Origin of the sequence: Haloarcula sebkhae (assembly GCF_014647415.1) — an archaeon.
Classification (GTDB): Archaea; Halobacteriota; Halobacteria; order Halobacteriales; family Haloarculaceae; genus Haloarcula; species Haloarcula sebkhae.
On the sequence record NZ_BMPD01000001.1, the window covers coordinates 956,775 to 983,063 of the forward strand.

Genomic DNA, 26,289 nt, shown 5'->3' on the forward strand with positions numbered 1-26,289 from the left:
AGGTCAGGCCACCGCCTCTATGGTTACCTTCGACTGTCGCGCCGAGCGAGTCGACGGCGTGACGCTCGTCACGGCCACTGTCGGCGATATCCCCGAACTGACTCGAATTACTGTCCGGAACCGTCTTGATGGCCCGCTCTGGCCGCCGAGAACGCAGGGCGTTCCCGAGGCCGGCTGGTCGGAGGGCGGGTTTGAAGGGGTCGTCAGGCCGGGGACACACGCGCTTGGGTACGCGACGCCGGCTCCACCGTCTGACCAGCCGGCGGAGCTGGTGCGCGCCGATCCGGCATCCGATACGACCTCAGCGGACGAGCGACTCGACTCCGCAGATGCCGTCCTCAGGGAACTGGGCGATCCGTCACCACCTGCTGACGCTGTCCCAACAGCCGAGTCGGTACGAGCGGCCGAGACCGCGAGCGCTGGGCCGGCCAGCCCTGCATCCGAGCGGGACATCGAACCGCAGCCAGAGGGACGCCAACCGTCAGCCGAGTCGAGGACTTCGATCGGCCAGCGACCGGATCAGCACCTTCCAGACGCTGTCTCGCAGTGGCTCGAAACCGTTGCTCGACGGGTCGACCGTGCCGAGCGGCTGGCCGAGGCGGACTCGCTGTCGGCAGCGACAGCCGCAGTTCGTGCGGCGGACGGGCTGTCCGGCGTCCGGACAGTTGCGGCCCGCGGCGACACTGACGAGCAAATGCTCCGGTCGCTGGCTCGGCGGGCTGAGCGGCTCGCCGACCGACGAGCGGCTGCTACGGTGCCGACCGAGACCCTGTCCAGCTTGGCATGATCGTGGCAGTCACCGGCGGTAAGGGCGGCGTCGGCAAGTCTACTATTGCGTACAATCTCGCGGCGGAACTCAATGCGCTCGAGCGGACTGACAGCGGGGACTCGTTCGCAAACGCGGGCAGCATCGTCGTCGACGGCGACCTCGGGATGGCGGACCTTCCGTCCAGTCACGGCCCTGACCTACACGACGTTCTTGCCGACCGCGCCGACCCGCACGAGGCTGTCCGAGAGGACGGCCCCGTGACTCTGGTCCCATGCGGACGAACGCTGGCCGGCGCTCGAAGTGCCGACTTGCAGGGCCTCACAGACGTGTTCGCCGCGCTGGAGCGGACCTATCGCTGGGTCATCGTCGACTCGCCGGCGGGGATGCACGCCGACGTGGGGCTCCCACTCGCAGCCGCCGACGCTGCGGTACTCGTCACGACGCCGGAAGGCGCGGCGCTCGCTGACGCGCTCCGGGTCCGGGCGCTGGCTCGCGAACTCGACGCCGGACTCTGTCGGGTCGTCCTCAACCGTGCCGGTTCGAACCCTGTGACCGGGGCCGTCGCGGACCGGTTCGGTGCGCCAGCCGTCGCTATCCCGGAGAGTGAGACGCTAGCGACGGCACAAGCGCATGGACAGCCGCTCCGAAACACAGCGCCAGACACGCCGGCCGAGAACTCGCTCGAATCACTCGCTGACGCCGTCTACTCCTGTAGCTCGGTGTAGGTGCCACGGAGCGTGACCGGCGTTACGTCCGCCGTTTCTGCCGCCTCGGCCTGCGTGAGCGCCACGTCCTGCTCTTGGGCTGCGGTGTAGAGACACGCCGCCGCGACGCCGGCCGGGTTCCGCCCGCTGACTAGGCCACGGTCCTGTGCCTCGTCGACGAGCCGTTCCGCTCGCTGGCGGACCGCCGTCGGCAGGTCCAGCGCCGTCGCGAATCGGGGGACGTACTCACGGGGATCAATCGGACCAGTCGGCAATCCGAGTTCCCTATTCAAGGCGTCGTACGCCGCGCGGAGCTCCGCCCGGGTCGCCTTGGCGACAGTACAGAGTTCGTCGACAGTCCGGGCGACGCCTTCGGTCCGGCAGGTGGCGTAGATAGCTGCGGCCGCGAACCCTTCTAGCGTTCGTCCCTGCAGCAGGGCCTCGTTCTGTGCGGACTCGAACAGCACGCATGCCCGGTCACGGATCGCGTCCGAGAGCGCCATCGAGCCGACGATACGGCGGATCTCGGTGAAGGCGTACACCTTGTTTCGCTCCCGTTTCGAGCTTATCTGGGCGCGGTTGTGTTCGCGGCGGAGGCGAGCGAACTGACGGCGCTTGCGCCCTTTCAGTCGCGTCGACCGCCCGATCTTCGTCGAGAGCCCGCGGTCGTGGCGCGACCGCGTCAGCGGCGCACCCGTGCGTGCCCGGTCAGTGTCGTCATCGTTGAACGACCGCCACTCCGGTCCGGGATCGATAGCGTCTTCGCCGACGACCAGCCCGCAACTGCCACAGACCGATTCGACGCCCTGCTGTTTGACTGACCCGTTACACTCCGGACATTGCGTTACCGTCGTGCTCATGTTTCCACCTACGGCCGGATGGTGGGTTAAAAAACCGATGCAAAGGCGGGTTTCCGGGCGCTTTTCGGCGAAACTGCCTACCGGTTACCGGTAGGTTGACACTGGGATTGACAGCAGCGCCTATCGGGATACCGACAGTATTAAATTTCGACGTGTTGTAGAAAATTTTAATGACGCTGTCGGATATCGCCGCCGGTGTCGAGGTCACGACCCAGCAGCGTGACCGCGGCATCGCTGCCGTTGACGAGACAGGCGCGTCCCTCCCGGAGCGACTTGCCCCGGTGGCCGACGACCTCCCGTGCTCGGCGGCGACAGCGGCGACCGTCGTCGAGGCCTACGCAGCCGGCAAGAGCGTCGGCGATGCGGGCCGTGCCGCTGGTGTTGCGCCTGTGATGGCCGCCAAGACGCTCCATCTCGTCGGCGAGCAAGTGTCACCGGTCGGCCCACAGGGACGTGAGATGATCGCCGATTGGCTTGCCGGGGACCTCTCCCGCAGCGACGCTATCGCACTCGCCGATGTGACTGAACAGGAGTTTGCCCTGGCTGTGTACATCGAGACGCACGAGCCGCTGCCAGCGGCCCGCGATGCGGTTGAAGGAGCGCTGACGACTGAGGAACGGGATCCGTTAGGAGAGACGATGAGCGACGTCGACGAGCTGCTGTGAGGATGTGTGATCTGCTTTCTCGGCGAGGTCGGGAGTGAGCAGCGGTCGCCTCGTGCGTGTGGAATCCACGCGCTCGCTACTTGCCCGCTCTCTGGGGCATGCTTAACACCCATGGCTGCAAACCCGGAGATATGTCGGCTTCGGAACTGGCAGACCGGGTGGCCGAGGTGCTTGCAGCGGACAGCGAGTCGTTCAACGAACGGGCCCGCAAGGAAGCCGAAGCGCTCAAATCCGCCGTTCGCGACGGAACGTTCGACAACACGGAAGCGATCGTCGGCATGGAACTGGAGCTGTATGCCGTCGATGAGCAGACCGACGCGCTCCAGCGGGTTCCCCGTCAGTTGCTCGAACTCATCGGGTTCGAAAAGGAACTCGGCCTGCACAACGCCGAGATGCAGACGAGCCCGCAGCCGCTGAACACCCACGGGCTGGCGGCCCAGCGAAACGAACTGAAGGCGTCGCTGATGCCGGCCCAGCAACGGGTGCGCAACGAGGGCATCCGCCTGGTCTCCGACGGCATGTGGACCGTTCCACCCGCCGGCGAGACGGCCCGGGAGTACCTCTGTGACTGCGTCGAACAGAGCGGCGTCCGCATCGGGACGAACATGTCGGACTCCGTCCGCTATCACACGATGGCCAACACGGATTACCCCTCGGCGTTCGAAATCGACGCGCCACACGCCTCGCTACAGGCCGAGACGGTGATGCCGGAATCGCTCATCACCTCGATTCAACCCCACTACCAGATTCCTCACGCTCCGGATCTGCCGGAGTATTTCAGCTACGCACTCCGTATCGCCGCGCCGCTGCTGGCGCTTGGCGTCAACTCGCCGTTTTTCCCGCCGGACCTGTACGACGACGCGCCCGACCCGGAGATCGTCGCCGGAGCGAACATGGAGAACCGTATCGGTGTCTTCGAGTCGGTGCTCAATCCACCCGATGACGACCCGACGCCGCCGAAGGTCTGCTTCCCGCCGGATTTTGACTCAGTCGAGGAGGCCATCGACGACATCGTCGAGGACGACACCATCGTCCCGGTCGACCTGCAGTCGGGGACCCGCTTCGACGACGACTTCGTCCACTTCCGGCACAAGCACGGCACGTACTGGCGGTGGGTCAGGCCGGTGTTCGAGGGGCCGACCCGGTCGGCGGCCAACGCCCGCATCGAGTTCCGCCCGCTGGCCGCACAGCCGACCGTCGACGACGCAATCGGATTCACGGCGGTCTTCGCCGGCCTGATGGAGAGCCTGCCACAGCTCGAACACCCCATCCGGTCGCTGGACTGGGACACCGCGAAGCAGAACTTCTATGCCGCCGCACGGAGCGGCCTCCGGGCGAAAATCGAGTGGATAACCGCCGACGGGGCGACGACGACCAGCACCGAGGAGATATACGGCGAACTGTTCGAGCACGCCCGCGCTGGCCTCGAACAGCGCGGTCTCTCGGCCGAGGAGGCCCACAGCTACATCCGGCCGCTACGCGAGCGCGTCGACCGCCGGCTCACGCCCGCGCGCTGGAAACACGACTACGTCCGCCGCCGTGTCGAGGAGAACGTCCCGCTGGCCGAAGCGATCTGGGGGATGCAGGCCACCTACATCCGCCATCAGGAGGAGAGTCTGCTGGAAGGGAGCTTCGTCGACTGGTTCGAGTAATTTCAGTCCCCGGTCGCCAGTTCTGACTGTTCCGTTTCTCCGTGTCGGTCCGCAACACCTGCGTACGCGACGACAGTTGCGCCCAGGTCCTCGACGCGCTCTGCGATCTCTCCATCGGCGATACTGTCGTCCTCGAAGGCGGCCCACGAGTCGGGGATGGCGACATCCTGCGGGAGCGGCCAACCTTTCAGCTCAAGAACAGCGGCGCGAAGGTGCTGGAGCGTCGGTGTCGGAAACCCACCGCCAGCCACTGCGAGGATGCCGACAGTCGTCCCATCGACATCGTCGATACCACAGTAGTCGAGCGCCGTCTTCAGCGGTGAGGCGATCGTGCCGTGGTACACGGGCGTTCCGAGGACCATCGCGTCGGCCTCGCGGACACGGGCAGCGAGTTCCGGCCCGTCACCGGAGCCAGCCGCACCCGTGTCGGGGTCAAACAGTGGAAGATCCCACTCCCGCAGGTCGATGTGTTCAGTGGTCGCACCGGCACCGGCCGCCGCGTCGAGGGTGTGCTGAACGGCGACTCTGGTTCCGCTGTCGTCGCGGAGACTGCCGCTGATACCGATAACGTGTGGCGGGTCGTGCATCGTATGCCTGTTCGTATCCGGGGCTTATCAGTAAGAATTCTGAGAAATTTATTTCAGTACGAATTTTGACAGAAGGTTGTGCGGCCAGCGGGCCGTAGCGGCATCGGGAATCAGGCGCTACGGCTGCCGTCGATGAACATTGCTCGGGTCCACTCGGCCACAGCGCCGGCGAGACTACTCGCTGAGACCGATGCGCACCTGTGATTGTGACAGCAGTTCCCCCGCAATCACCAGGAGTGTCCTGCGAACCGTCTCTGTTGCTGCCCGCGACTACTCCTGTTCTTCGTTGCTGTCCGCAGCCTCATCCATCTCGCCGGCTTCGGAGGTTTCTGTCTCAGTATCGACTTCGGAGCCGTCCGCCTCATCTTCCCGCTCGTCCGTTTCCTCGTGTTCGCCCATCTCCTCGTGCTCGGCGAACTCGACTTCGGCTTCCAGTTCGATCTCTATTCCCTTGCTCTCCAGTTCCGCCTCGAACTCCGCCATGTCTTCGACTTCGGCTTCCAGTTCCGCTGTGTCTACCGCTACCTCGACCTCCACTTCGACGGAAACGTCGTCTCGATCCATACCGACCTTCCGAGGGGCTGACATAACATCGTTTTGCAACCGGCACGCCGCGACCGACTTCGACATCGCTATGTGCGTCAGTCACAGACAAGTTGGTATGAGCGACCCCGTCGACGTGACCGTCGATACCGACGACGAGTCGGAGTCGGTCCGTATCCACGACGACGGCGGCGAGGTTGAAGCCGGCGACGCGACGGTCCGATTCAGTTTTTCCGACACTGGCGACAGCGACCAGTCTGATGCCGATGACGAGCAGTCACCCGACGGCAACGACGACGGTGAGGACCCGTGCCGCATCGCCGAACTCGATTCGGTGCCCACCGACAGTACGCTCGTGTTCGAAGCGCGCGACGGTCGACGGGGCATCAATTGCATCCTGCACCGTTCGGGCGACGCCGTCGTCGCCTGGCGCAACTCCTGTCCCCACCAGCCCGAAGTCCCGCTTGACCCGGGCCGGGGCGCGATTGTGCGGGGTGACCAACTCGTGTGTCACAAACACGGCGCACAGTTCGAACCTGAGGGCGGCGTCTGCACGCATGGGCCCTGCGCTGGCGACGCCCTCGACAGTATCGAGGTCTCGGTTCGGGACGGCGACGTGTACCTCACCGACGAGCGCTTCGAACGGGCCAAACGGCGCTGACACGCGCTTTCAGAACGTTTTCTCAGCGACCAACACCGTCAGTCGTCGGCGACGGCCGGTTCGCTGTTGTTCCGGGGGTCGGCCTCGCGCCACGTTCCCCGGAGGAACCAGGCCGCTGCGAGGCCGGCCGCGAGTACGTTCGAGACGGCGAAGGCCAGCCAGATACCCTGTTCGGCCAGCGAGTACGCGAAGAGGTCGACGACCTGCGGGCCGAGCCACGCCGGGACCGCGACCGGGCGGGAGGCGACCCAGGCGACAGGCAGGCGGATGATCCCCAGCATGGTAACCGCCAGCGCCGCTGCGGTGAGTGTCTTGCCAGCTCCCCGGAAACCCCCGGAATAGGCCCGGACGATGCCGATGAACCCGAAGGTCGGGGCGACCCACTGGAGGAACTCGGCCCCGATGCGAACGACCTCGGGGTCGTCGCTGAACACGCTGACGACGGTCGGCGCGGCGAAGATGGTGACCGCGCCGAGGACGGTGAGGATAGCGAACGACACCTTTGCGGCGAAGTGGTTGGCCGTCGCCGCGCGGTCCGGCCGATCAGCACCGAGGTTCTGGCCGGTCATCGTCTCGACGCCGCGGTCCATCGCGATGGCCGGCATGAACACCAGCGAGAACACGCGGATGCCGACGCCGAAGGCTGCCACGACAGTTACGGAGAACGTCCCGACGATGAACAACATGGCGTTGACTGACACGGCGCGCCCAGTCCCCTCAACGGAGGCCGGGATGCCCAGCCTGAGCAGTTTCCGGAGGTACTCCAGATCGGGAGCCATATCGCTGAGGTGGATCCGCACACCGCGCCGACCCGACAGCAGGATACCGATGCCGACGACCAGCGCTACGGCACGCGAGAAGATCGTCGCGACGGCCGCGCCGACGACGCCCATCTCGGGGAACATCCACCAGCCGAAGATGAGGAACGGGTCGATGACGATGTTCAGCACGACAGTCCCGAACATCACTAGCATCGGCGTGATGGTGTCGCCGGCCCCGCGCATCAGCGAAATGAACACGAAGAAGCCGAACATCGCCGTCAGTCCGAGCGAGACGACCTGCAGGTAGCCTGTCGCGCCCGGGAGTACCTCGCTGGATGCGCCCAGCAGCGACAGGAAGTCCTCGACGAAGAAGTAGCCAGTCGCGCCGAGCAGCACGGAGGCCAGCAGCGCGAACGTCACAGTCTGGGAGGCAGCGTACTCGGCCTCGCGGTGCTCCTCGGCCCCGGTGTGCTGGGCGACCAGTACGCTCCCGGCCACTGACAGCCCCATCCCGAGCGAGATGAGCAGGAAGATCATCGGGAACGCGAAGCTGATTGCCGCAAGCGCTGTCGTGGAGTACTGCCCCAGCCAGAACGTGTCTGCGAGGTTGTACGCCACCTGTAGCAGGTTCGTGATGACGATGGGGAACGAGAGGAACAGCAGCGGCTTGCCGATGTCGCCGCTGGTCAGGTCCAGTTCCTCCTGGCCCTTGAATAGATTCCCGAGCCGCGCACCCAGACGACCCAGTTTCTGCCGGACGCTCACGCTGTGACCTCCTGCTGTCCGTCCAGGAGATGCGTCTCGACGTACTCGGCAAGCATCCGTCGGGTACACTCGACCGGGCGACCGGTCGTGACACGCTCGGTCGCAGCCCCGGTCAGGACGGTGACGATGAACCGGGCGGTCTCCTCGGCGTCGAGGTCCGATTTGAACGTTCCATCAGTGATGCCGTCTTCGAGAATCACTTCGAGTTCGTCGACGAGGTAGTCGTCGAATTCGGTGAGTCGCTCGCGAAAGCCGGGTTCGTAGGGTGCGTGGGCACGGATTTCGAGAATCGCCGTCCCGAACTCCTCGCTCCCGTCGTCCGGCTTGTCCAGCACGGAATCGATGAGTGTCAGCAGGCGCTCGTGTGGGGTCTCGCCGTCGGGGTCTTCGATCCGGTCGACGAACCCGTCATAGAGGTATTCGAGGAACGCACAGAGGAGGTCGTGCTTGCTGTCGTAGTGGTAGTGGAGGGCAGCTTTGCTCTTGTCCGACTCGTCGGCGATGTCCTGCATCGTCAGATCCGCATAGCCGTGCGTACACAGCGCACGGTAGGTCGCGTCCATAATATCGTCGGCCGTGTCGCCGTCGTTCATTACGCGTAACTAACTGACTGGTCAGTCAAGTATGCGTCGGTACTATTCGTGGGCGGGTTCGCGTGCCATGTCACCCGGTGATCAGACTCCCGGAGCTATCGCTCTGCGAGCGTTCGGAACGACGGTAGAAGGACGATCGCTACTCCTTCAGGTCGAGGTCGAACTGCTCGTGTTCGCTTGCAGCGTTGAGCACGACGGAGGTGTTCGATTCTCTGATGTCTGGGTCGGTGAGGAGTTCCTTTATCTGGGCGTTCATGCCGTCGGTGTCGGTGAACTTCCCGACCGCGATGACGTCGTAATCGCCGGTGACCTCGTACACCGAGATCATCTGCTTGTGCTCTTCGAGATCCTCGGTGACTGCCGGGAGCGACGACCCTTCCACCTTGAGTTGGATGATGGCCGTCACGTCGTAACCGAGCTTGTCGTAGTCGACTTTGGGCGTGTACCCGTTGATGATTCCCTCGTCCTCGAGATCGGAGAGGTGGTTCGAGACGGTCGTTACCGACACGTCGAGGTCTTCTCCGAGGCTCCGAAGGCTGGCACGGCCATCCCCGAGAAGGGCATTCACTAGCTCACGGTCGAGATTTTCGTACGTCATTACATTGGGGGACGCCCCCCAGGGATTAGAATTTTACGAACGTCCAAATGTAAGCGAAACCATCGAAACCTTTGCGCAAATCAGCAGGGTTTTAGTAGTAGCACTGCTCCTATCGGGTGTCCAAAGATGACAAGCGAACTTTCAGAGGCGGCAGAGGAGGTACTCGACGAGATCGAAGAGAAGAACGTCGACTTCCTTCGACTCCAGTTCACCGATATCCTCGGCACGATCAAGAACGTCTCGATCACAGCCGATCAGGCAGAGAAAGCGTTCACAGAGGGGATCTACTTCGACGGTTCCTCCATCAACGGCTTCGTCCGGATTCAGGAGTCCGACATGCGTCTGGACCCGGACCCATCGACGTTCTCCGTGCTCCCGTGGAGAGAGAACGTCGAAGGCGGTTCCAGTGCCCGTCTCATCTGTGATGTCATCGACACCTCGACCGGCAAGCCGTTCTCCGGCGACCCGCGTGGCGTCCTGAAGCGTGCTATCGAGCGCGCCGAGGACATGGGCTATACGGTCAATGCCGCCCCCGAGCCCGAGTTCTTCCTGTTCGAAGAAGACGAAGAGGGTCGTGCGACGACCAACACCAACGACGCCGGCGGCTACTTCGACCTCGCGCCGAAGGACCTCGCCTCCGACGTGCGCCGTGACATCATCTACGGCCTCGAAGACATGGGCTTCGACATCGAAGCCTCCCACCACGAGGTCGCACAGGGTCAGCACGAGATCAACTTCACCTACGACGACGCTCTGACCACGGCTGACAACGTCGCGACCTTCCGGTCCGTCGTTCGCGCCATCGCGGCCGAACACGACCTGCACGCGACGTTCATGCCGAAGCCCATCCCGAAGATCAACGGCTCCGGGATGCACACGCACATCTCGCTGTTCACCGAGGACGGCGAGAACGCGTTCCACGACGAGGACGACGAGTTCAACCTCTCCGACACGGCCAAGAGCTTCACCGCCGGGATCCTCGAACACGCACCGGCCATCACCGCGGTCACCAACCCGACCGTGAACTCCTACAAGCGTCTGGTTCCGGGCTACGAGGCCCCCGTCTACGTCGCCTGGTCCGACCGCAACCGCTCGGCGCTCATCCGCAAGCCGGCTGCCCGCACCCCGGCCGCCAGCCGTATCGAGGCTCGCTTCCCCGACCCGTCGTGTAACCCGTACCTCGCCTTCGCGGCGCTCATCCACGCCGGGCTCGACGGTGTCGAGCGCGAGCTCGAGTGTGAGGACCCGGTCCGCGAGAACATCTACGACTTCGACGAAGCCAAGCGCGAGGAGTACGGCATCACCACGCTGCCGGAGAACCTCGGCGAAGCCGTCGACGAACTCGAAAACGACGAGGTCATCAGCGACGCACTCGGCGAGCACGTCTTCGAGAACTTCGTCGAGGCGAAGCGCCAGGAACACAAGGAGTACCTGGTCGACGTCTCCGACTGGGAACTCGACCGCTACCTCGAGAAGTTCTAACGGCTGCTATTTACACTTTTTTCGCGAGGCGCTCACCGGCCAGCGGTAGCGTTAGCAGCGCTCCAGTCCCAAGCCCCGCAAGCAGCGTGACGACGCCCGGCGTCGGATTTAACCCGAAGGTCACGCCGAGAAACGTCCCGACAACGACAACGCCCAGTAGCGCCGTGATACCGACACCGTGCCGGGTCGGCTCCGGGATCGCATCTCCCAGTAGCGACCAGACCACGGTCCCCGCGACGGCGACGCCCACCGCCCCGGCCGAATCACGGGAGACACCGGTGACGAGCAGCCCCGCCACAGCGATGACGGCCGCGAGCCCGAATACCCGCTCGGGCGTTTTGAGCGCGCCGAGGGCGAGTGCGAGGGCTGTCCCGGCGATGGCAAAGCCCGCGACGATGTCGGCGAGGTAGTGGACGCCGAGTACCAGCCGGGAGAGTCCGATGAGTGCAATGATTGTCGCGGCGACAGCGGTGCGCTGTCGACGCGTGCCGACCCGGAGCGCCCACGCGATGCCGCCCCAGACGAGCAGGGAGATGGTGGCATGACCGCTAGGGAAGCCGAACCCTTCTCCGGTCGCCATCGACTCGTAGACGCCCCGAAGCGCCACTGGAAGCAGTTCGGCGTGGGTGGCTGTGCCCGCGCCGGGCGGCCGCGGTAGCGCGAACACACCTTTCAGCGAGATGACGAGCGCGACGGCGACGGCGAGCAGCGCCACCAGCATCGCCGTCCGGTCGCGAGTGAGGCCACGACCGAGTTTCGGCGTCCACGGGCCGAGCCAGTACAGCAGGCCACAGGCTAGGAAGGTAAACCAGAAATCCCCCAGCTGGGTGATTAGGGCGAACAGCACGACGACTGCACCGGGCAGCGCTGACAGCACCTCGGTGACCCCGACACCCCGCATCACTGTCGCCAGTCACGCACGCGGTCGACGAGCCGTCCGGGGAGTCCGGTGGCAGTAAGCGTCACACCGACTGCAATCATCACGGCGTAGAGGCCGAGCGTCGACAACCAGATGACCAGCATCGCCAGGACGGCCCAGAGTCCTCGCAGGTAGTAGAACGCGCCGAGCGTCATGATCGTGCCGTACAGCAAGACGATGTAGGGGCCCCACTGGCGGGCGTGGCCGCGGCGCATCCGACGGCGGACGTACTGCTTGAGGTCCGACCGCACCTCGTCACGGTGGAGCGTCCGGCCCTCGATGTCCTCGCGGAACGACTCGAACTCCTCGCGGAGTTCCTGTAGTTCCTCATCTGTCAACTCGTCGGCGTCTCGTCCGGTTCCGGCTGGCGGGGGCGTGTCGGTCTCGTCAGCGTCCTCACTCATCGCTTTGCCGGACCGTCGGCGCGATACCTGTTGTAGTTGCCGGTCCGCGAGCGCCGCGTTGACTGCTGCCCCCACGAGGAGCACCTGTCCGGCGAAGTAAAACCACGTCACGAGCAACAGGACCCCGCCGATGACGCCGTACACCTGATAGGAGTCGGCCTGTGCCGCGTAGACGTTGAATCCCGTCCCGAGCAGCGTCCACCCGACACCGGCAAACACCGCGCCGGGAACGGCCTCCCGCAGTGTGATCTCTTGGTCGGGAAACAGGTAGTACAGCGGGAGGAAGGCGACTGCCAGCACGGGCACGAGCGCGAGCCCGCCGAGCGCGACCTGCACGCCCAGCACTGTCCCGAACGCGCCGATGATACCGAGCCCGACCAGTGCGATACCGATGCCGCCCAGCGCGGCCAGCCCGTCGATGACTTCGCCGACGATTGAGTCGGGGCCGTCCGTCCCGTAGACGCGACTGAAGGCCGTATCCAGTCCGCGGAACACCTTGAGCGCGCTCCACAGCGTCACGCCGACACCGAGCACGGTTGCGCCCCCGCGACCGGCTCCGCTGGTCAGCGCGTCTTCGAGCAGTGTCGACGCCGCCGGTGTGAGTACGTCACCGGCGGCGCTGACGACTCGCTCGGCGAAGGCCTCCCCGCCCGCAAGCGTGCCGACGACCAGCGTCAGCAACAACAGCGGCAGCAGGGAGACGAACATGTAGTAGGCGATGCCGGCCGCGAGAAAGGAGACCTCCTCCTCCTGAACGGTACGGATGACAGCCCGACCGACAGAGACAGCGCGTGTGCGGTCCACGCGAGCACGTCAGAGTGGAGCCACAAATATACTGTCGACTGGCTGATGTCAGTCGGCCATCGACGCCATCTCAGTCGTCTAGCGCCGCGTCGGGCCGGTACGATCGGCTCACGACCCGCCACGTCCCCGACCGGAACCGATAGTAGGTCACCGCCGCGGGAACCGCCGTCTCGACGACGAGTGAGGCGTACAGCGCGAGTTCGCCGAGCGGCGTGGCGTAGCCGAGATACGCCAGTGGGAGGGCGAACAGGTACATCCCGGCCAGCTGGGAGTAAAACGGCCAGCGCGTGTCGCCGCTGGCCCGGAGCGGCCCGGTCGAGCCGCCGTCGACACCTCGGAACACGACACTGCCACACGCGACGGCGACGAACACTGTCACCAGCGGGAGGACTGTGGGGTCCGAGACGAACAGGCGGGCGATGCCCCGCGAGAACGGGAGCAGTGTCGCTGCGACGACGATGTACACGCCGATACTCAGCCGGAGTACCGTCTGCGCCCAGACGGTTGCCTCGGCCTCGTCATCGTCGCCTAGGGCCTGTCCGACGAGGCTGCTTGAAGCGAGGCTCAGCCCCCAGTTCGGCGTGTCGAGCAGCGCCCGGACACGGAGCGCCACGACGTACGCCGAGACGACGCCGGGTCCGAACAGGCCGACGATGAACAGCCGGGGGAACTGCGCCCCGGTCCGCGCGAGGTTGGCCCCCACCAGCGGTGTCCCGGTTTCTGCGAGGTCTCGCCCCAGTCTCCGGTCGAGTAACGGTCGCGACACCGGAACCCGGACCGGGAACGCGCCGATTATCGGAAGGCCACCGCGAGGCAGTCCGACGGCGAACCCAGCCGTGACCAGCACGTTCGCAATGACCGTGCCCAGGGCCGCACCAACGACGCCGAGGCCGAACCCGAAGATGAAGACGGCGTTCAACGCGATGTTGACGACCGCGCCGCCGGCCCGCAACAGCATCGGCGTCCAAGCGTCGTCGGCTCCCACGAGCGTCCGACTGGCGATGAGATTCAGTGCGGCGAAGGGGACACCGAGGGCGGCGACGCGCAGGTACTGGACCCCGTATCCGACGGCTTCGGACCCCGTTCCGACAAGGTCGACGAGCAGTCCGGGGACGACCCAGTACGCCGCCGCTAGCGGAAGTGTCAGCCCGAGTACGACAGCGGCACTAGTCGTGACGGTGACCGCCAGTTCCTCGTCGGCATCGGCCCCGTAGCGCTGGGACACCATGCCGATAGTCCCGCCGGCGACGCCGCCGCCCAGCGCGAACACCAGTTCCCAGAACGGCGCGGCGAAGCCCACGCCGGCGATGGCGGTCGGTCCGAGCGCTAGCCCGACCATCGCCACGTCGACCGTCGACTTCGACATCCGCGCGAGTCCGGTGACGATGCGGGGCCAGGACAGGTCCGTCGCTCGGCGGACCCGCTCGCGCTTGACGAGGCCGAACCGCGCAAGCAGGCTGCCGACGAGCAGCAGGACGCCACGGACCGGATTGTACGTGGAGGGCACGTGTTCGCCACTGCTTTGCGGTCGAACCCGAAAGGTGTTAAGAAAGGGGAGCCGCCCTCACAGGGTTTATACAGCGCCGCTGCAACGACCGGATATGGATACGGAAGCGGCCATCCGGCACGGGACAATGCAGGTGACCGTCCTGTTGCTCGTCGCGGCCGCACTAGCTATCGGCTTCGGTGTCGCCGGGGTCGGCGCGTCCCTGCCAATTGTCGTTGGCCTGCTGGTACTGGCGGCTGTTCTATTCGTTGCCCGTCCGGACGAGGACCGATTCGGTCCCGTCGCTGGTGTCGATATGGACGGCATTGTCCAGTCGCTGTGGCTCGCGCCGCTCATCACGGCGCTGCCGCTGCTCGTCCGCCTGTCGGCCACGCCCGGTGAGATGCAGGCTATCGGCGGGCTGCTCGGTCTCGCGGGGATGGCGAACTACTTCCTGCGCCCGGTGTACCTGCTGTGCTACGACCTCGTCTCCGCGGTTCGAGAGAGCGTCGGCCGGGCGAACGGTCGGTAAGAATCAGCTCGCACTCTGTTCGCAATCCTCGGCCCTGTCTGGACTCCCGTAGTCCGTTATTCCGCCGTCGCTTCGCGGATCTCCACCACGTCGGCGTCCGTCTTGAACGTCGTGCCGCCGTAGTGCGTTCGGGAGGCCGCGTAGCCAGCGTCGCGGAGCTTCTCGATGAACTCGTCCATGGCCTCTGCGCCGCGCCCCCAGCGCTTGCAGAGGCGGTGCTGGTCGTAGTGTGTCGGCGTGTCGATTTCGTCTCTGAGCGTCGCCAGCAGTTCTTTGGCTTCGTCGGCGGTGCCCATCTCTTCGGTCACCTGCTCTGAAACGCCGCTGACGAACTCGGGGTCACAGGTCCGACCGAGCCAGATGGGACCGGCTGTCTGCAGGTGTTCGTCACAGACCGGACAGTCCTCGGGCGCGTCGGCGATGAGGCCGTAGTCGTGGTCGCGCCAGAGGCAGTGCTGGCAGTGGTGGACGTAGCCGAGTTCGTCGATGCAGTCGTTGGCGACCTTTGCGCCGTGGTCGAACTCCAGATAGGTCCGGGCGTAATGCTTGGTCGCGTGGCTGAGAATCGGCCGGGCGGCGATGTCGTAGCGGGCCGCCGTCCGGACCATCGCCGACAGGAGGACGCGCATCCCCATCTCGGCGTGGAACTCAGTGTTCCGTGGGACTGCGCCGTACGAGCGGACGCCGCTCTCGAAGTGGGCCCCACATAGCGGCGCGGTGTCGGTGGCCGTCACACAGAGGAGGTGCTTGGTCCCCTGCACCGCTGCGTCGGCGAACGGAATCGGCGTGCCGAAGGGGTCCACGTCAACCACGTCGAAGGCCTCGGAGTGCATGAGCACGTTCGCGTCTGACCGCCGGACCGAGGCCGCGAGGTCGTTGCGTTCGAGGTTCTGCTCACACAGCGCCGTCGCGTCGTCGTCGATATCACACAGCGTCGTCTCCCAGTCGTTGGCCGCCGCACGGACGCCGCGGATGCCACTGGCGGCGGTGGCGTCCAGATACGTCGACACGCGGGGGGTTCGCTCTCGGTAGGCCCGCAGCGCCGCCACGGTGATGTCGCGGTTCAGCTCCTGCACGGGGTTGAAGAACACGTCCGCACCCTTTCCCGCCTCCGGCTGTTCCGGCACCGTGACCGTCACCCGGCCCTCACTGACGCGCATACTCTCCGGTCCGTGCGGTCGCCGTTAAGTCGTTCGAACCTGCCTGTTGGATCTGGCTGTCAGGATGTCATACAGCTCTTCACAAGGTATTGATTTCAGGTAATGTAGCCTGAATTGACCGCACAATCGAGCGTCCGTATTGAGCGGGGAGTGTACCCGATAAGCCAAATACTCTTTCAAAGTCGTGTTGACGGTGGCGTAATGGGACAGTCCATTGAGGAGCTACGGGAAGCCAGCCCCACCTCCGAAGAGAAGCCCTCGTTTGGCCACCTACTACTGGTCTGGTTTCTTGTCGGGTCGTCGTTCCGGACCCTCGGATTCGCCTTGGTCGATGCAGTTCCGGCTGCCATCCCCCTCTCACGAATGGGTGCTGGGCTGTTGTTTGGTACAATTGTCATTGTCCTGCTCTGGTCTGCCGGCTGGCACCCGTCACTTCCAGCCAGTGCTGGCTACTTCGTCGCTGAAACAGCCCTCAATATCCTCCTACTCCTCGCCTTCAACCTCGTGTTCAGCCGCAAGTTGACGCCCTGGATGGAAGTCGGCCTCCATACCACGTCGATTGCCCTGGCAGCGACCCTCGTATTCACGAACTACGGAAGAAAGATCCGAAACCGGGTCCGCCAACGCATACACTCTCTACTCAAACTGCCGTCTGAAGACAACTCATCCAGTCAGGAGTAGGGAGCCTGATATCTGGGCGTATTTGGCGCGCGATAAGTAGATCCCTTGCATTGAGCGAATCGGGTAGCGAAGAACGGCCATGTGAGCCGTTGTATGACTCCCTCTCTGGCGGTACCTGACTTACTGCGAACGGCCAGAAAGCCCCCGGGCGCTCGACTGCTGCGACTCGCTGCGCCCTTCACTCGCGTCGCTCGCTCCAGTGCTTGCGTCGTCTCGCATGTCGAGCGCCCGGCACCTTTCAGTCCCACCCGATATCGGCTGTGCAATGGCACTGCGTCTGGTCGGCCGTGTAATCGCAGGCGGCTCGGTCGGTTGTTTCGGCTGTCTACCCCGATGCCACACTCACCCTGCTTCTGCCGCCGTCCGCTCCGTGGGCAGTCGAACGGTCACCATCGTCCCGTCGCTCGTGTCGAAGTCGAGCTCGCCCTCAAGCGTCGTCGCGGTCCAGCGGACGAGCCAGAGGCCGATGCCGCTGCCGTGGTTCAGGTCCGTCTCGCGGCCCCGCTCTAGCACGCCGAGTTCGTGTTCGGGGACCCCGGGTCCGTTGTCGCTGACGGTCAGCACGACATCGTCGCCCTCGGCTGTGGCGCTGACAGTGACGGTGGCGTCCGGCACGTGCTGAAGGGCGTTCTCGACGAGATTGGTGAGCAGGATTTCTAGCAGGGCGGGTTGGGTCGTCAGTTGGAGCGTCTCGGGTATCTCGACCGTGACCGAACCATCGTACTCGTCGCGGGCGTCGTCAACGACTTCGGCGGCGAGGTCGGCCAGCGCGACGGATTCGAGGGCCGCGTCCCCGGCCCCCGATTCGGCGAGGGTCCGGGCCTTCTGGCCGGAGTCGACCAGCCGACCGACCGACTGCTCGATAGTCGCCGCGTAGTCGGCGTGGTCGCCGTCGAGTTCTCCCGCCAGCAGCTCCGCCCGGGCCTGGATGACGACGCTCTCGTTGCGGACGTTGTGTCTGAGAAAACGATTGAGCACTTCGAGGCGGCGCTCGCGGCGGATCTCGTCGGTGATGTCCTGAAAGACGACTGTGTACCCCAGTTGCGTGCCCGCCTCATCGCGGAGCGCCGTCTGTCGGATCTTGTACTCCCGGTGTCGACCACCGGCCTCGATGGACACCCGCGAACTCCCGCCGTCTGTCGCGATATCGTCGTCGCCCAGAAAATCGTTCAGCGCCTGCGTCAGTGCCTCGTGCTTGTCGACGGCCAGCATCCCCTCGGCGGCGGGATTGAGGTTCACGACCCGGCCCTGCTCGTCGACGATGGCGACGGGCGTGGCGATGTCGTGGATGGCTGCCCGCTCACCGGCTCGCCGTGTCGCCGGGTGGAACTCGAACATATCGCTGCGAACGAACGCGTACAGATCCAGCGCGACGTGGGGAAGGAACAGGAGCGTCGTCAGGTTCACTGCCGGAATCGGCCCGACCCCGCCGGCCCACAGCAACACCGCGGCTCCGGGCGGTATCGGACTCAGGCCGACCGCCAGCGCCTCGCGCCGGTACAGCGGGCCGTAGCTGACGACCGTATCGAACACCAGTAGGGTCCCGAAGCTGACGAACAGCATTGCGACGATGATCGTGAGCAGTCCCACCGGCAAGACGGCGTACTCGGCTCCTGCGCCGCCGGCAGCCGGTACGACCCGGAAGCCCTGCCAGACCACAGTGTGGAGCGGGTTCGTGACGACGAGCGCCGTTTCGACCAGCGGCAGTACCGCCACGCCACGGTACCAGCCGCTTTCGAGAACGTTCGTCCGGCCCGTGTATCCCAGCGCGAACGAGAGGAAACAGAAGCCGATCCAGATGATGCCCAGCCAGGACACCATCTCCAGGGCGAGGTGCAGTGTCGGGTCGAACACCAGCAGCGCCACGCCGTAGCTGAAACACCAGACCGTCTGCGTGACGATGGTCGCGACGAACCACCGCGCACCGGGCTTGTCCCAGTGTGTCCGGAGGTGTGCCAGCAGATACAGCGACCCGATCCCCGAGGCAAACGAGCCCAGCGCCAGCCACGGGAGGCCGAGGTTCATGCCGGAACAAATCTGTACTCCGTGTTTATGCTTCTGGGCACAGTACAAGCATTGATAACTCCCCCGTCGCCTGCCAGGCAGCCGGGACTCGGCTCCTGAAGCCGACGCCGTTTTGTCACCCCTTTCCGTAGCATAGCTGTGACCGGAGTCGAGGAGTGGGTGGCCGACCTCGAAGCCGCCGGGGAACTGACCCCCGACGCAGTGTCGGCTATCGTCGACGCTCACGGTGACCGCGGCCACCAGGCCATCGAAGCTGTCGGCGAGAGCCGCGTCAAGCAGTACCGTGATTTCACGGTCGTCGTCGGCCACGACGACGAGTACATCGTCGAGGACGGCGGCTGTACCTGCGCCGACAGCGAGTACAACCTCGACGCTGACGACCCTGACCAGCTCTGCTGGCACGCTATTGCCGTTCGCATCGCCGAGGCTATCGACGCCGTTGACGAGCACGATATGTGGTACTCGGAGGTTCGGGAGTTTCTGTAGACCCACCTTTTTCGACGGGGGCATCGCGCTCGCCAACGGCAAGCGCTCAACCCCCGCGCAAAAACGTGGGCGAAAAAGGCCGGACGCTCACTTCGTTCGCGTCCGGGGAAACCGCTCGCTGCTGGCGAGCGGTATGCTTGCCTCGCAGTATCCGTATCGCTCAGCTATTGTCATCCCGTGACACTGTCATCGCCTCCGCTTCTCCTCTTACTGCATCGCCCCGCTACCGCTCTACCGACCGCCCGGCCCCATACGTGATCCATCCTTCCAGTGAGAACCGAAGGACTGACCGGGAGCCGAGGTCGAGCGACCGGAGCGTGTCGGCCCGGTCGTGGTCGCCTAGGTCAACGTCGACGCGCCCGCTCAGCGGTGCGGCCCCCAGTTTCCCTTGGAATTCGACCGGTGTCCGTTCGAGTCGTCCCTCTCGAACTGCGTAACTCTCTATCCGCTCCCGACCCTCCCAGGTCCGGGGCCAGTCGATGCTGACCGTCGCCACGCGGTCGCCGTCCTCGACGACTGTTGTCTCGCGGCGGGTCGCGTTGTCGTGGTGGCTGATGTCGGCGACTGTCTTCGGATAGCCCCAGATCTCATCGCCGAGGGCGCGAGCGGGCTCGGTCGTCACCGGGAGCGACCAGATGTAGCCACCGATATCGCGGGTCAGCAGTGGAAGCAGCGGTGGCCGCTGCCCGTCCGGTGTCGCCGCGACTATCACCGCGAACTCGTCGTAGGGGGGCATTACGTCGTCGCCGATACGGTGGTACTCGACACAGAGAAGGACGACCACAGCCCGCCGCGCTGTCGCCCGGACCGGCATCAGCCCGTCGGGCAGCAGTGACTCGGCAACGCCGTATCGCGCTGGGAGTACTGCGCCCGCGACCGTCGCCTCGGTGACCAGCGGAAGCGTCACTTCGTGGCCGGTCGACAGCCGAACCCGGTCGCAGTCAGCCAGTTTTGTCACCGCAGCCACCGTCCCAGAAACGCGCTCGCACGACCGAACCCGCGGTGAATCGGGTCCTGCAACCGCGCCGGGAGCCAGTGGGTCCACCGGACAAACGTAGCGAAGGCTCCGACCGGATAGCGGGCTTTCGGCTGGGTGTCGGTCGCTGCGGCGAGCACCGTCGCGGCGACGGCCTCCGGCGTCGTCGTCAGTGGCCCGCCGGTGAGAACCCAGCCGTCCTCCAGCGCGTCGTACGTCCCGTCGTAGGTCGGCGTCCGATCCTCGTCGGGCAGGCTCCCCAGCGCGCCGTCGGCGAACCCGGTCTCGACCCACGCTGGCTCGACGAGCGAGACGTGGACGTCGTCCGCGCCGGCCACCTCTATCCGTAGTGCGTCGGTCAGCGACTCGACGGCGGCTTTGCCGGCCGAATACGCGCCGAGTCCGGGCGAGGCGGTGTGGCCCAGCACGCTGGAGACGGTGACGATGCGCCCGCCGTGGGCGCGCATCTCGGGGAGCACTGCCTGTGCGAGTCGGTGTGGGCCCTGGACCAGCACGTCGAACTGCTTGCGGGCGGCGTCGGGCGACACGTCCTCGACTGGGCCAGCGACCCCGTACCCGGCGTTGTTCACCAGACAGTCGAGGCGGCCGGTCTCTGTGATGATTTGATCAACGACAGCCGCTATCTGTGCCTCGTCGGTCACGTCGAGTTCGAGACACCGACAGCGCTCGCCGATATCGTCGGGAAACTCGCTTTCGATGTCCGTCGCGTAGACGGTCCAGCCGTTATCAGCGAACGCCCGCGCCGTCGCCGCCCCGATACCCGATGCTGCCCCGGTGAGCAGGACGACAGAATCCCCTGTAGACATACGAACCAATCCCGAGCCCAGAACTCAGTGGTCGAGGCAGTAGTCGACGTAGTTCCGGAGGATGCGCAGCCCGGTCTCACCAGACTTCTCCGGGTGGAACTGCGTGCCGAAGACGTTGCCGGCGTCGTTGGCGACAATCGAGGCGAAGTCCGCCCCGTAGTCCGTCGTCGCCACCGTCGCGCTCTCGTCGTCGGGAACGGCGTAGTAGGAGTGGACAAAGTAGGCGTGTTCGCCATCGACGCCCTCGACAAGCGGGTGGTCCCGCGTCACGTCAAGCTCGTTCCAGCCCATATGTGGCACGGTCTGGTCGCGGCTGAACCGGACGTTCTTGCCCGGAATGAGGTCCAGCCCCTCGGCATCGCCTTGACCTTCGTGGTCGGCCTCCTCGCTCGTCGTCAGGAGCATCTGCATCCCGAGACAGATCCCGAACAGGGGCTTGCCGGCTTCGGCCTGTTCGACCAGCGCCTCGCGGAACGGCCCGGCGTTGTCCATCCCTTCGGAGAACGCCCCGACGCCGGGCAGGACGATGCCGTCGGCCGCGTCGAACTCCGCCGGGTCCTCCGAGAGCGAAACGTCCGCGCCGGCGCGTTCGAGCCCGCGCGTGACGCTCCGGAGGTTCCCCAGTCCGTAATCGACGACGACCACGTCCGCGGTCGTCTGTCTGACACTCATGCGAGGTTGTAGGCGAACAGGGGCTAAGTGACTTCCTGTTCGAACAAGCCTTCGGCACAGCCACTATCAGGCGGGCGGTCCCGACCCTGTCCACACGCCCGGTCCTGAACGAGTATCAACAATGAGAATAAGTCGGGCCAGTTTTATTCACCTACCGCATACAGCCGCTGATGATTGATCTTACAGAAGTCCTGTACGTCGACGGTAACGTTCTCATCGCTGAATTCCCCGAAGAAATGGAGATGACAGACGAGACATTCGCAAAAGTCAATGAACGGTTTGAGGAACTCGCCTCACAGCCGGTGGTCGACACGCACATCTCAAATCTCCAGATGGAGGCGTCACTGAACGACGACGTATTCACGCGAGCACAGGAGGCCGCTGAGGCAGGCAAGGAGTTCGGTATCACGAACTGGGTCATCGTCTCCGAGGGGATCAAGAAGATGGCGCTCAAGAGCCGGGTCGGCGAAATCTCGGGTGTCGACATTTCGCTGGTCGACACGAAGGCAGAGGCGATGGACATCGCAGCGAACTAGCGCTTTCGAGCGCACTATCTGACTGTTTTAAAACTCGCCGAGCCGCGACTGACCGCTCTGGGCGTCGGTAAACTCCGCGGCAGTCGTCAGTGCGGCCTCGAACGTCTCCCCCTGGCTGGGGTCGTACAGCGTCGCTGCCGGGTGGACGGAGACGAGCACCCGGCGTGGCTGGCCGGCGATAGCCACGTCGAACACGTCGCCCGCTTCGCCGGTGACGGCGACGTCACGCTCCAGCAGGTGCTCGGCCGGGACTTTTCCGAGCGTGACGACCACTTCCGGGTCGACGCGGTCGATTTCTGTCTCCAGATAGTTGCGGCAGTTCGTGAGCTCTCCCTTTCGCGGATCGCGGTTGTCCGGCGGGCGACAGCGCACGCAGTTGGTGATGCGCACGTCGCCGCGGTCGAGACCGGCCTCGCGCAACGCCTCGTCGAGCACGTCGCCGCTCCGCCCGACGAACGGTTCGCCCTGTTCGTCCTCGTTCGCGCCGGGGGCTTCCCCGACGAACAGCAGGTCCGCGTCCGCGGGACCGACGCCGTTGACGATGCGCGAGCGCGAGCCACAGAGGTCGTCACAGCGCTCACAGCCGACGACGTCGAGGCCGTCCATCTGCTCCATGCACCGTCGTTTGCGCCCGGGGCTCTCAAACGCAGCGGTCCGCGGTCGGGCTGCTGGCCCGAACTCTGGTTCCGCTGGGTTCAGCGACAACAGCGCCCAGATTCGTCACCGATTACCGCTTTACACCGGTTGCTTCGATCTGCACCGCCGCGTCGTTCGGCAGGCTTGCAACGCCGACGACGCTTCGTGACGGTCGCTGTCCGTCGAAAAAAGCCGCGTACGCCTGCTTGACCGCTGGTAGCTGGTCCATCTCCGTGAGGTACACCGTCGTCCGCAGCAGATCATGCGGTTCGAGACCGGAGTCGGCAGCTATCGCACGAATCTGGTCGAGTGCGGCCAGCGTCTGTTCCTGCACATCGCCGTTGCGAGCCGTGTCCGCGTCCGGAACCTGTCCGTCGAAGAACAGGAGCTGGCTGTCCTGCTGGCGCTTGCCGTACACGCTGTGCTCTGTCGGTTGGTCGCCTTCGTACCGGGTCACATTACTGTCGATGTTCGTCTGTTCGTTCGTTTCTGCGGGCTCTACAGCATTCCTCGCCTGCGCCTTGCTCTCTGCCATTGTATGCATACAAACACAGTGCCAGCTAATCAGGGTATGTTTAGCTATTACTAACTGTAGGCAATGATGAGGCAGTAATAGCTAGCGAGATGTTTTCGGCCACAGATCTAGCTTAGCAATAGATAACTTTCGCTGTGGCACCAGACAGAATCGACTCTGGTCTGCTCAACTCTCTTCGTGGACTGTGTCATATGTCGCCGGTCGGCCGCTACCGCCGTCCGCCTCACTCCATTTCGACTAGTCCCCGCGCCGCCAGTCGGGCCACCCGGAGGGGTTCCGGACGGCCACCCTCCGGCGTGAACGCCCGGACGACATCTGCGGCGGCGCTGTCGTCGATACCGACACTCCGAACGTACACTGTCTCGTCGTTCACCGACACCGGTCGGCGCTCCGGCTGAGCACGGTAGGTCGCCAGTCGGTCCTGTACGGTATCGGGGTCGTCGAACGCCTCGCGGATGGCCCCTTCGAGCCCTGGCGAGGACTCGAAGGTGACCGAGAGGACCGGCAGGTCGGTGTGGTCGTGAATCCGCTGGAGGTCGAGGACGTTGAACCACGCCGGTGCGATACCCGCCACCAGCAGGTAGCGGATGTCCTCGCGGTCCAGTCGGTCGACCATCGCACACACTGTCCCGGTTGCGTCGCTCCCGCCGACCGTGGCAGTACTGAAAACAAAGCCGTCGGCGACTCTACTGGCGCGGACGACAGCGCCAGCGAACTGACTGGTTTCCGCTCGGTACGACTCCGCCACGCCGAGGGCCCGTGCCCCTGCTTTCACGTGTTCTGGTTGTCTTTGATGTCTTCCAGTCTGTCGAGTAGTTCGTCGTTCGACGCGGTGAACTCGTATTCGATGTCGCCCTCGTGGGCGTTTTCTTCAGCATCGAGGCCGTCCTCGTCCTCGAAGTCTGTGTCGTACTCCTGATTGTCTTGTTCCGATTCGTCGTAGCTCCCGAACCCCATGGTACGTGTACAACTATGACGTTCACAGTAAAAAATCACTCGCCGGCGCAAAAATGACATCTCAACAATACGACTTTTGTCGATCTCACTTCCGGAAGCGTTGAGACGACTGGCAGTCTGGTTCGGACAGTACACTCAAGCGGGCCGCGCCACAGGCTTCGTGCATGGACGTTCACAACGTCACCGCCGAAGCCGAGACGTTCACTTGTAACGCCTATCTCGCAACCGGCGAGCAGACGACGCTGGTCGACGCCGGCGCGATGCGTGGCGTCGTCGATGTCATCCGCGAGCATACTGACACGCTCGACGCCGTCGTGTTGACCCACCAGCACGGCGACCACGTCCAGCGACTCGATGCCGTCCTCGACGCCTTCGACGCGCCGCTGTACGCCTACGGGTCCCACCCGCGCCGGGACCACGCACTCGCCGACGGCGACACGCTCACCGTCGGCGACGAGGAGTGTGAGGTCGTGTACACGCCGGGCCACGCCGACGACCACGTCTCGCTCGTCTCCGAATCGGCCCTGTTCTCCGGCGATGTGGTCGTCCACGACGACGGCGCGTTCGACGACGGCTCCTTCGGCCGCACGGACCGCCCCGGCCAGTCCCGTGAGCGCCTCATCGAGAGCATCGGGCGCATTCTCGACCGGATGCCGGCAGGCGTCGAACACATGTACTCGGGTCACGGCGACGCCTTCCACGGTGACGTTCGTGAGGTCGTCGAGCGCGCCCTCGAACGGGCCGAGCGCCGCGAGCCGAAGTATCCCGACGACTGACCACTCGAAACCGGCGCAACGCTCTAGTGACAGGGCTGACATTCGACGCTATGAACCAGCGACTTCTGACGGGGACGGCTCTGGCGCTCTCCGGCATCGTACTGGCCGCTATCCAGGGACTCCACGGAATCCAGCAGACGCAGATACCCGTTGCGGTCGCGGTCGACGTGCTCCCCTTTGCGGCGATGGGGCTGGCGATAGCGTACGCGGGCGTCTGGCTCGCCCGTGACACGGCATTCGAGGGGGCCACATCCCGAGTGGCCGCGTGGGCCGCCGGCGGAACAGTGACGTTCGCTGCCGTGGCGGCGCTCCTGTTGTTCAGCCAGCGTGTGACTTCTGGCTCCCTCGCCAGAGCGTCGTACCTGACGGTGGATCTCGTTACTGTCGGCGCGCTGGCGGGCGTTCTGGTCGGCCTGTACGATGCCCGGAGCCGCAGTCGGCTCCGCGAACTGGCGGCCGAACGCGACCGCGTCGAGGCTTTCGCCGGGAAGGCGGCCGACGTGAACAACTACGGACGCGCCATCGCCAGCGCCCCCAGCGTCGACGGCGTCGCTGCCTTCGTCGTCGAGGCCTTCGGCACGATGACCGGTATGGAGGAGACGGCCGTCATCCGACTCAGGGACGGCGATGCGGTGGCGCTGGCGAACACCATTCGAACCGTGCCGGCCGACGTCGTCGGCTCGCTCGCACAGGAAGTCCGGACACAGGAACAGGGAGCGGTCACCGTTCACGACCGACCGTTCCCCGTCGACATCCCCGAGTCAGTCACCGATTGCGTGTCGGCGGTGGTTCTGGACGACGAGGCCACGACGACAGTCGTCATCTCGGTCACGACGGACGAGACGACTGTCGGGGAAGAAGATCAGAAGCTGCTGGAACTCATCGTCTCACACGCGTCGGTTCGGATGGCGACGCTCGACCGCCAGTCAGCGGACAAAGAACCCACTGGGCAGTAGTGGATTAGTGACGAACTGCCACCGGATGCCGGCGGCAACTGACCCGAAAATCAGGCGCTGCGGGTTTCTTTCGCCTTCGGACGCAGGTTGCCGTAGCCGCACTTCCGGCACTGTTGGGCGCGCTCTGGGTTCCGAGCGTTACACCGCATGCAGATCTGCTTGTTGAGGAGTCGGTCGGACGCTGTCTCGAAGCTAGCCATGCGCGGTCATTCCCGATGCGCGCGTTTAAGCTTTGAGTTTCGGCCTGGGTCTGTGTCTCGCGAACCACCTCTGACTAGCAG

Annotated in this window: 31 protein-coding genes; 12 read left to right on the forward strand and 19 right to left on the reverse strand. The window is 65.0% G+C overall.

Going from position 1 to position 26,289, the window contains the following annotated elements; genetic code table 11:
• Positions 1-19: 19 nt before the first annotated feature.
• Together IEY38_RS04980 and IEY38_RS04985 are read left to right on the forward strand one after the other, a co-directional pair.
• Complete coding sequence (locus tag IEY38_RS04980; RefSeq protein WP_188975817.1) at positions 20-787, forward strand: DUF7857 domain-containing protein; 768 nt, start codon at positions 20-22, stop codon at positions 785-787.
• Positions 784-1,494, forward strand: a complete 711-nt coding sequence (locus IEY38_RS04985) for a MinD/ParA family ATP-binding protein (RefSeq protein WP_188975819.1) — start codon at positions 784-786, stop codon at positions 1,492-1,494. Before IEY38_RS04980 ends, IEY38_RS04985 begins: the two co-directional genes overlap by 4 nt.
• On the opposite strand, the gene IEY38_RS04990 is transcribed toward IEY38_RS04985, so the two are convergent.
• Entirely contained in the window at positions 1,473-2,333 is an 861-nt protein-coding gene (locus tag IEY38_RS04990) for a transcription initiation factor IIB (RefSeq protein ID WP_188975821.1), read from the reverse strand. The genes IEY38_RS04985 and IEY38_RS04990 overlap by 22 nt on opposite strands.
• Before the next feature lie 170 nt (positions 2,334-2,503).
• Here IEY38_RS04990 and IEY38_RS04995 point away from each other — a divergent pair, with 170 nt between their 5' ends.
• Both IEY38_RS04995 and IEY38_RS05000 read left to right on the forward strand, forming a co-directional pair.
• On the forward strand, positions 2,504-2,998 hold the full coding sequence (locus IEY38_RS04995) for a DUF7858 family protein (RefSeq protein ID WP_188975823.1): 495 nt from the start codon (positions 2,504-2,506) through the stop codon (positions 2,996-2,998).
• A 131-nt stretch (positions 2,999-3,129) separates the two neighbouring features.
• Complete coding sequence (locus IEY38_RS05000; RefSeq protein WP_188975825.1) at positions 3,130-4,650, forward strand: hypothetical protein; 1,521 nt, start codon at positions 3,130-3,132, stop codon at positions 4,648-4,650.
• 2 nt (positions 4,651-4,652) lie between these two features.
• Here IEY38_RS05000 and IEY38_RS05005 read toward each other — a convergent pair whose 3' ends face one another.
• Both IEY38_RS05005 and IEY38_RS05010 read right to left on the reverse strand, forming a co-directional pair.
• Positions 4,653-5,237 carry an NADPH-dependent FMN reductase gene (locus tag IEY38_RS05005; RefSeq protein ID WP_188975827.1) on the reverse strand — a complete coding sequence of 195 codons (585 nt, stop codon included), beginning with the start codon at positions 5,235-5,237 and terminating at the stop codon, positions 4,653-4,655.
• Between the two features lie 270 nt (positions 5,238-5,507).
• The gene (locus IEY38_RS05010; RefSeq protein ID WP_188975830.1) at positions 5,508-5,801 is read right to left on the reverse strand and encodes a hypothetical protein; all 294 of its coding nucleotides are present in this window, start codon (positions 5,799-5,801) and stop codon (positions 5,508-5,510) included.
• 97 nt (positions 5,802-5,898) lie between these two features.
• Between IEY38_RS05010 and IEY38_RS05015 the strand changes: the two genes are divergently transcribed.
• Positions 5,899-6,441, forward strand: a complete 543-nt coding sequence (locus IEY38_RS05015; RefSeq protein WP_188975832.1) for a Rieske (2Fe-2S) protein — start codon at positions 5,899-5,901, stop codon at positions 6,439-6,441.
• Between the two features lie 38 nt (positions 6,442-6,479).
• Here the strand turns inward: IEY38_RS05015 and IEY38_RS05020 are convergent, their stop codons facing one another.
• The 3 genes from IEY38_RS05020 to lrp all read right to left on the reverse strand — a co-directional run bounded on the left by IEY38_RS05020 (position 6,480) and on the right by lrp (position 9,158).
• Positions 6,480-7,967, reverse strand: a complete 1,488-nt coding sequence (locus IEY38_RS05020; protein WP_188975834.1) for an MATE family efflux transporter — start codon at positions 7,965-7,967, stop codon at positions 6,480-6,482.
• Complete coding sequence (locus IEY38_RS05025; protein WP_188975836.1) at positions 7,964-8,560, reverse strand: TetR/AcrR family transcriptional regulator; 597 nt, start codon at positions 8,558-8,560, stop codon at positions 7,964-7,966. The genes IEY38_RS05020 and IEY38_RS05025 overlap by 4 nt, the downstream gene beginning before the upstream one ends.
• A gap of 139 nt (positions 8,561-8,699) precedes the next feature.
• Positions 8,700-9,158 carry an HTH-type transcriptional regulator Lrp gene (gene lrp, locus IEY38_RS05030; RefSeq protein ID WP_005536716.1) on the reverse strand — a complete coding sequence of 153 codons (459 nt, stop codon included), beginning with the start codon at positions 9,156-9,158 and terminating at the stop codon, positions 8,700-8,702.
• 126 nt (positions 9,159-9,284) lie between these two features.
• Here lrp and glnA point away from each other — a divergent pair, with 126 nt between their 5' ends.
• Positions 9,285-10,640, forward strand: coding sequence for a type I glutamate--ammonia ligase (glnA, locus tag IEY38_RS05035; protein WP_188975838.1), 1,356 nt, complete (start codon positions 9,285-9,287; stop codon positions 10,638-10,640).
• 10 nt (positions 10,641-10,650) lie between these two features.
• Here the strand turns inward: glnA and IEY38_RS05040 are convergent, their stop codons facing one another.
• From IEY38_RS05040 to IEY38_RS05050, 3 genes are all read right to left on the reverse strand, one after another.
• The gene (locus IEY38_RS05040) at positions 10,651-11,544 is read right to left on the reverse strand and encodes a phosphatase PAP2 family protein (RefSeq protein WP_188975840.1); all 894 of its coding nucleotides are present in this window, start codon (positions 11,542-11,544) and stop codon (positions 10,651-10,653) included.
• Positions 11,541-12,767 carry a YihY/virulence factor BrkB family protein gene (locus tag IEY38_RS05045; RefSeq protein ID WP_188975842.1) on the reverse strand — a complete coding sequence of 409 codons (1,227 nt, stop codon included), beginning with the start codon at positions 12,765-12,767 and terminating at the stop codon, positions 11,541-11,543. Before IEY38_RS05045 ends, IEY38_RS05040 begins: the two co-directional genes overlap by 4 nt.
• A gap of 70 nt (positions 12,768-12,837) precedes the next feature.
• Positions 12,838-14,274 (reverse strand): MATE family efflux transporter, encoded by a 1,437-nt coding sequence (locus IEY38_RS05050; RefSeq protein ID WP_188975844.1) that lies wholly within the window; start codon positions 14,272-14,274, stop codon positions 12,838-12,840.
• A 94-nt stretch (positions 14,275-14,368) separates the two neighbouring features.
• Here IEY38_RS05050 and IEY38_RS05055 point away from each other — a divergent pair, with 94 nt between their 5' ends.
• Positions 14,369-14,785, forward strand: coding sequence for a hypothetical protein (locus IEY38_RS05055; protein ID WP_188975846.1), 417 nt, complete (start codon positions 14,369-14,371; stop codon positions 14,783-14,785).
• Positions 14,786-14,841: 56 nt separating this feature from the next.
• On the opposite strand, the gene IEY38_RS05060 is transcribed toward IEY38_RS05055, so the two are convergent.
• Positions 14,842-15,945, reverse strand: a complete 1,104-nt coding sequence (locus IEY38_RS05060) for a tRNA (guanine(26)-N(2))-dimethyltransferase (protein ID WP_188975848.1) — start codon at positions 15,943-15,945, stop codon at positions 14,842-14,844.
• Positions 15,946-16,146: 201 nt separating this feature from the next.
• Here IEY38_RS05060 and IEY38_RS05065 point away from each other — a divergent pair, with 201 nt between their 5' ends.
• Positions 16,147-16,626: a hypothetical protein gene (locus tag IEY38_RS05065; protein WP_188975850.1), complete on the forward strand. Its 480-nt coding sequence runs from the start codon at positions 16,147-16,149 to the stop codon at positions 16,624-16,626.
• A 342-nt stretch (positions 16,627-16,968) separates the two neighbouring features.
• On the opposite strand, the gene IEY38_RS05070 is transcribed toward IEY38_RS05065, so the two are convergent.
• Entirely contained in the window at positions 16,969-18,651 is a 1,683-nt protein-coding gene (locus IEY38_RS05070) for a histidine kinase N-terminal 7TM domain-containing protein (protein WP_188975852.1), read from the reverse strand.
• Positions 18,652-18,789: 138 nt separating this feature from the next.
• On the opposite strand from IEY38_RS05070, the gene IEY38_RS05075 reads away from it, so the two are divergent.
• Positions 18,790-19,137 (forward strand): hypothetical protein, encoded by a 348-nt coding sequence (locus tag IEY38_RS05075; protein ID WP_188975853.1) that lies wholly within the window; start codon positions 18,790-18,792, stop codon positions 19,135-19,137.
• Positions 19,138-19,360: 223 nt separating this feature from the next.
• On the opposite strand, the gene IEY38_RS05080 is transcribed toward IEY38_RS05075, so the two are convergent.
• The 3 genes from IEY38_RS05080 to hisH are packed head-to-tail and all read right to left on the reverse strand — an operon-like array spanning position 19,361 to position 21,612.
• Entirely contained in the window at positions 19,361-20,104 is a 744-nt protein-coding gene (locus tag IEY38_RS05080) for an acetoacetate decarboxylase family protein (RefSeq protein WP_390182260.1), read from the reverse strand.
• On the reverse strand, positions 20,092-20,940 hold the full coding sequence (locus tag IEY38_RS05085) for an SDR family oxidoreductase (RefSeq protein WP_188975857.1): 849 nt from the start codon (positions 20,938-20,940) through the stop codon (positions 20,092-20,094). Before IEY38_RS05085 ends, IEY38_RS05080 begins: the two co-directional genes overlap by 13 nt.
• Before the next feature lie 24 nt (positions 20,941-20,964).
• Complete coding sequence (gene hisH / locus IEY38_RS05090; protein ID WP_005536701.1) at positions 20,965-21,612, reverse strand: imidazole glycerol phosphate synthase subunit HisH; 648 nt, start codon at positions 21,610-21,612, stop codon at positions 20,965-20,967.
• 170 nt (positions 21,613-21,782) lie between these two features.
• On the opposite strand from hisH, the gene IEY38_RS05095 reads away from it, so the two are divergent.
• The gene (locus IEY38_RS05095) at positions 21,783-22,148 is read left to right on the forward strand and encodes a hypothetical protein (protein WP_188975859.1); all 366 of its coding nucleotides are present in this window, start codon (positions 21,783-21,785) and stop codon (positions 22,146-22,148) included.
• 27 nt (positions 22,149-22,175) lie between these two features.
• On the opposite strand, the gene IEY38_RS05100 is transcribed toward IEY38_RS05095, so the two are convergent.
• The 4 genes from IEY38_RS05100 to IEY38_RS05115 form a co-directional block, all read right to left on the reverse strand.
• Entirely contained in the window at positions 22,176-22,763 is a 588-nt protein-coding gene (locus IEY38_RS05100) for a uracil-DNA glycosylase (protein ID WP_188975861.1), read from the reverse strand.
• A 112-nt stretch (positions 22,764-22,875) separates the two neighbouring features.
• The gene (locus IEY38_RS05105; RefSeq protein WP_188975863.1) at positions 22,876-23,319 is read right to left on the reverse strand and encodes a RidA family protein; all 444 of its coding nucleotides are present in this window, start codon (positions 23,317-23,319) and stop codon (positions 22,876-22,878) included.
• 223 nt (positions 23,320-23,542) lie between these two features.
• The gene (locus IEY38_RS05110) at positions 23,543-24,094 is read right to left on the reverse strand and encodes an endonuclease dU (RefSeq protein WP_188975865.1); all 552 of its coding nucleotides are present in this window, start codon (positions 24,092-24,094) and stop codon (positions 23,543-23,545) included.
• Positions 24,091-24,276, reverse strand: a complete 186-nt coding sequence (locus IEY38_RS05115; RefSeq protein WP_004515979.1) for a DUF5786 family protein — start codon at positions 24,274-24,276, stop codon at positions 24,091-24,093. Before IEY38_RS05115 ends, IEY38_RS05110 begins: the two co-directional genes overlap by 4 nt.
• 164 nt (positions 24,277-24,440) lie before the next feature.
• On the opposite strand from IEY38_RS05115, the gene IEY38_RS05120 reads away from it, so the two are divergent.
• Together IEY38_RS05120 and IEY38_RS05125 are read left to right on the forward strand one after the other, a co-directional pair.
• Positions 24,441-25,052: an MBL fold metallo-hydrolase gene (locus tag IEY38_RS05120; RefSeq protein ID WP_188975867.1), complete on the forward strand. Its 612-nt coding sequence runs from the start codon at positions 24,441-24,443 to the stop codon at positions 25,050-25,052.
• A gap of 50 nt (positions 25,053-25,102) precedes the next feature.
• Positions 25,103-26,008, forward strand: coding sequence for a hypothetical protein (locus IEY38_RS05125; protein ID WP_188975869.1), 906 nt, complete (start codon positions 25,103-25,105; stop codon positions 26,006-26,008).
• Positions 26,009-26,058: 50 nt separating this feature from the next.
• On the opposite strand, the gene IEY38_RS05130 is transcribed toward IEY38_RS05125, so the two are convergent.
• The gene (locus IEY38_RS05130) at positions 26,059-26,208 is read right to left on the reverse strand and encodes a 50S ribosomal protein L40e (RefSeq protein WP_004515982.1); all 150 of its coding nucleotides are present in this window, start codon (positions 26,206-26,208) and stop codon (positions 26,059-26,061) included.
• Between the last annotated feature and the right edge of the window lie 81 nt (positions 26,209-26,289).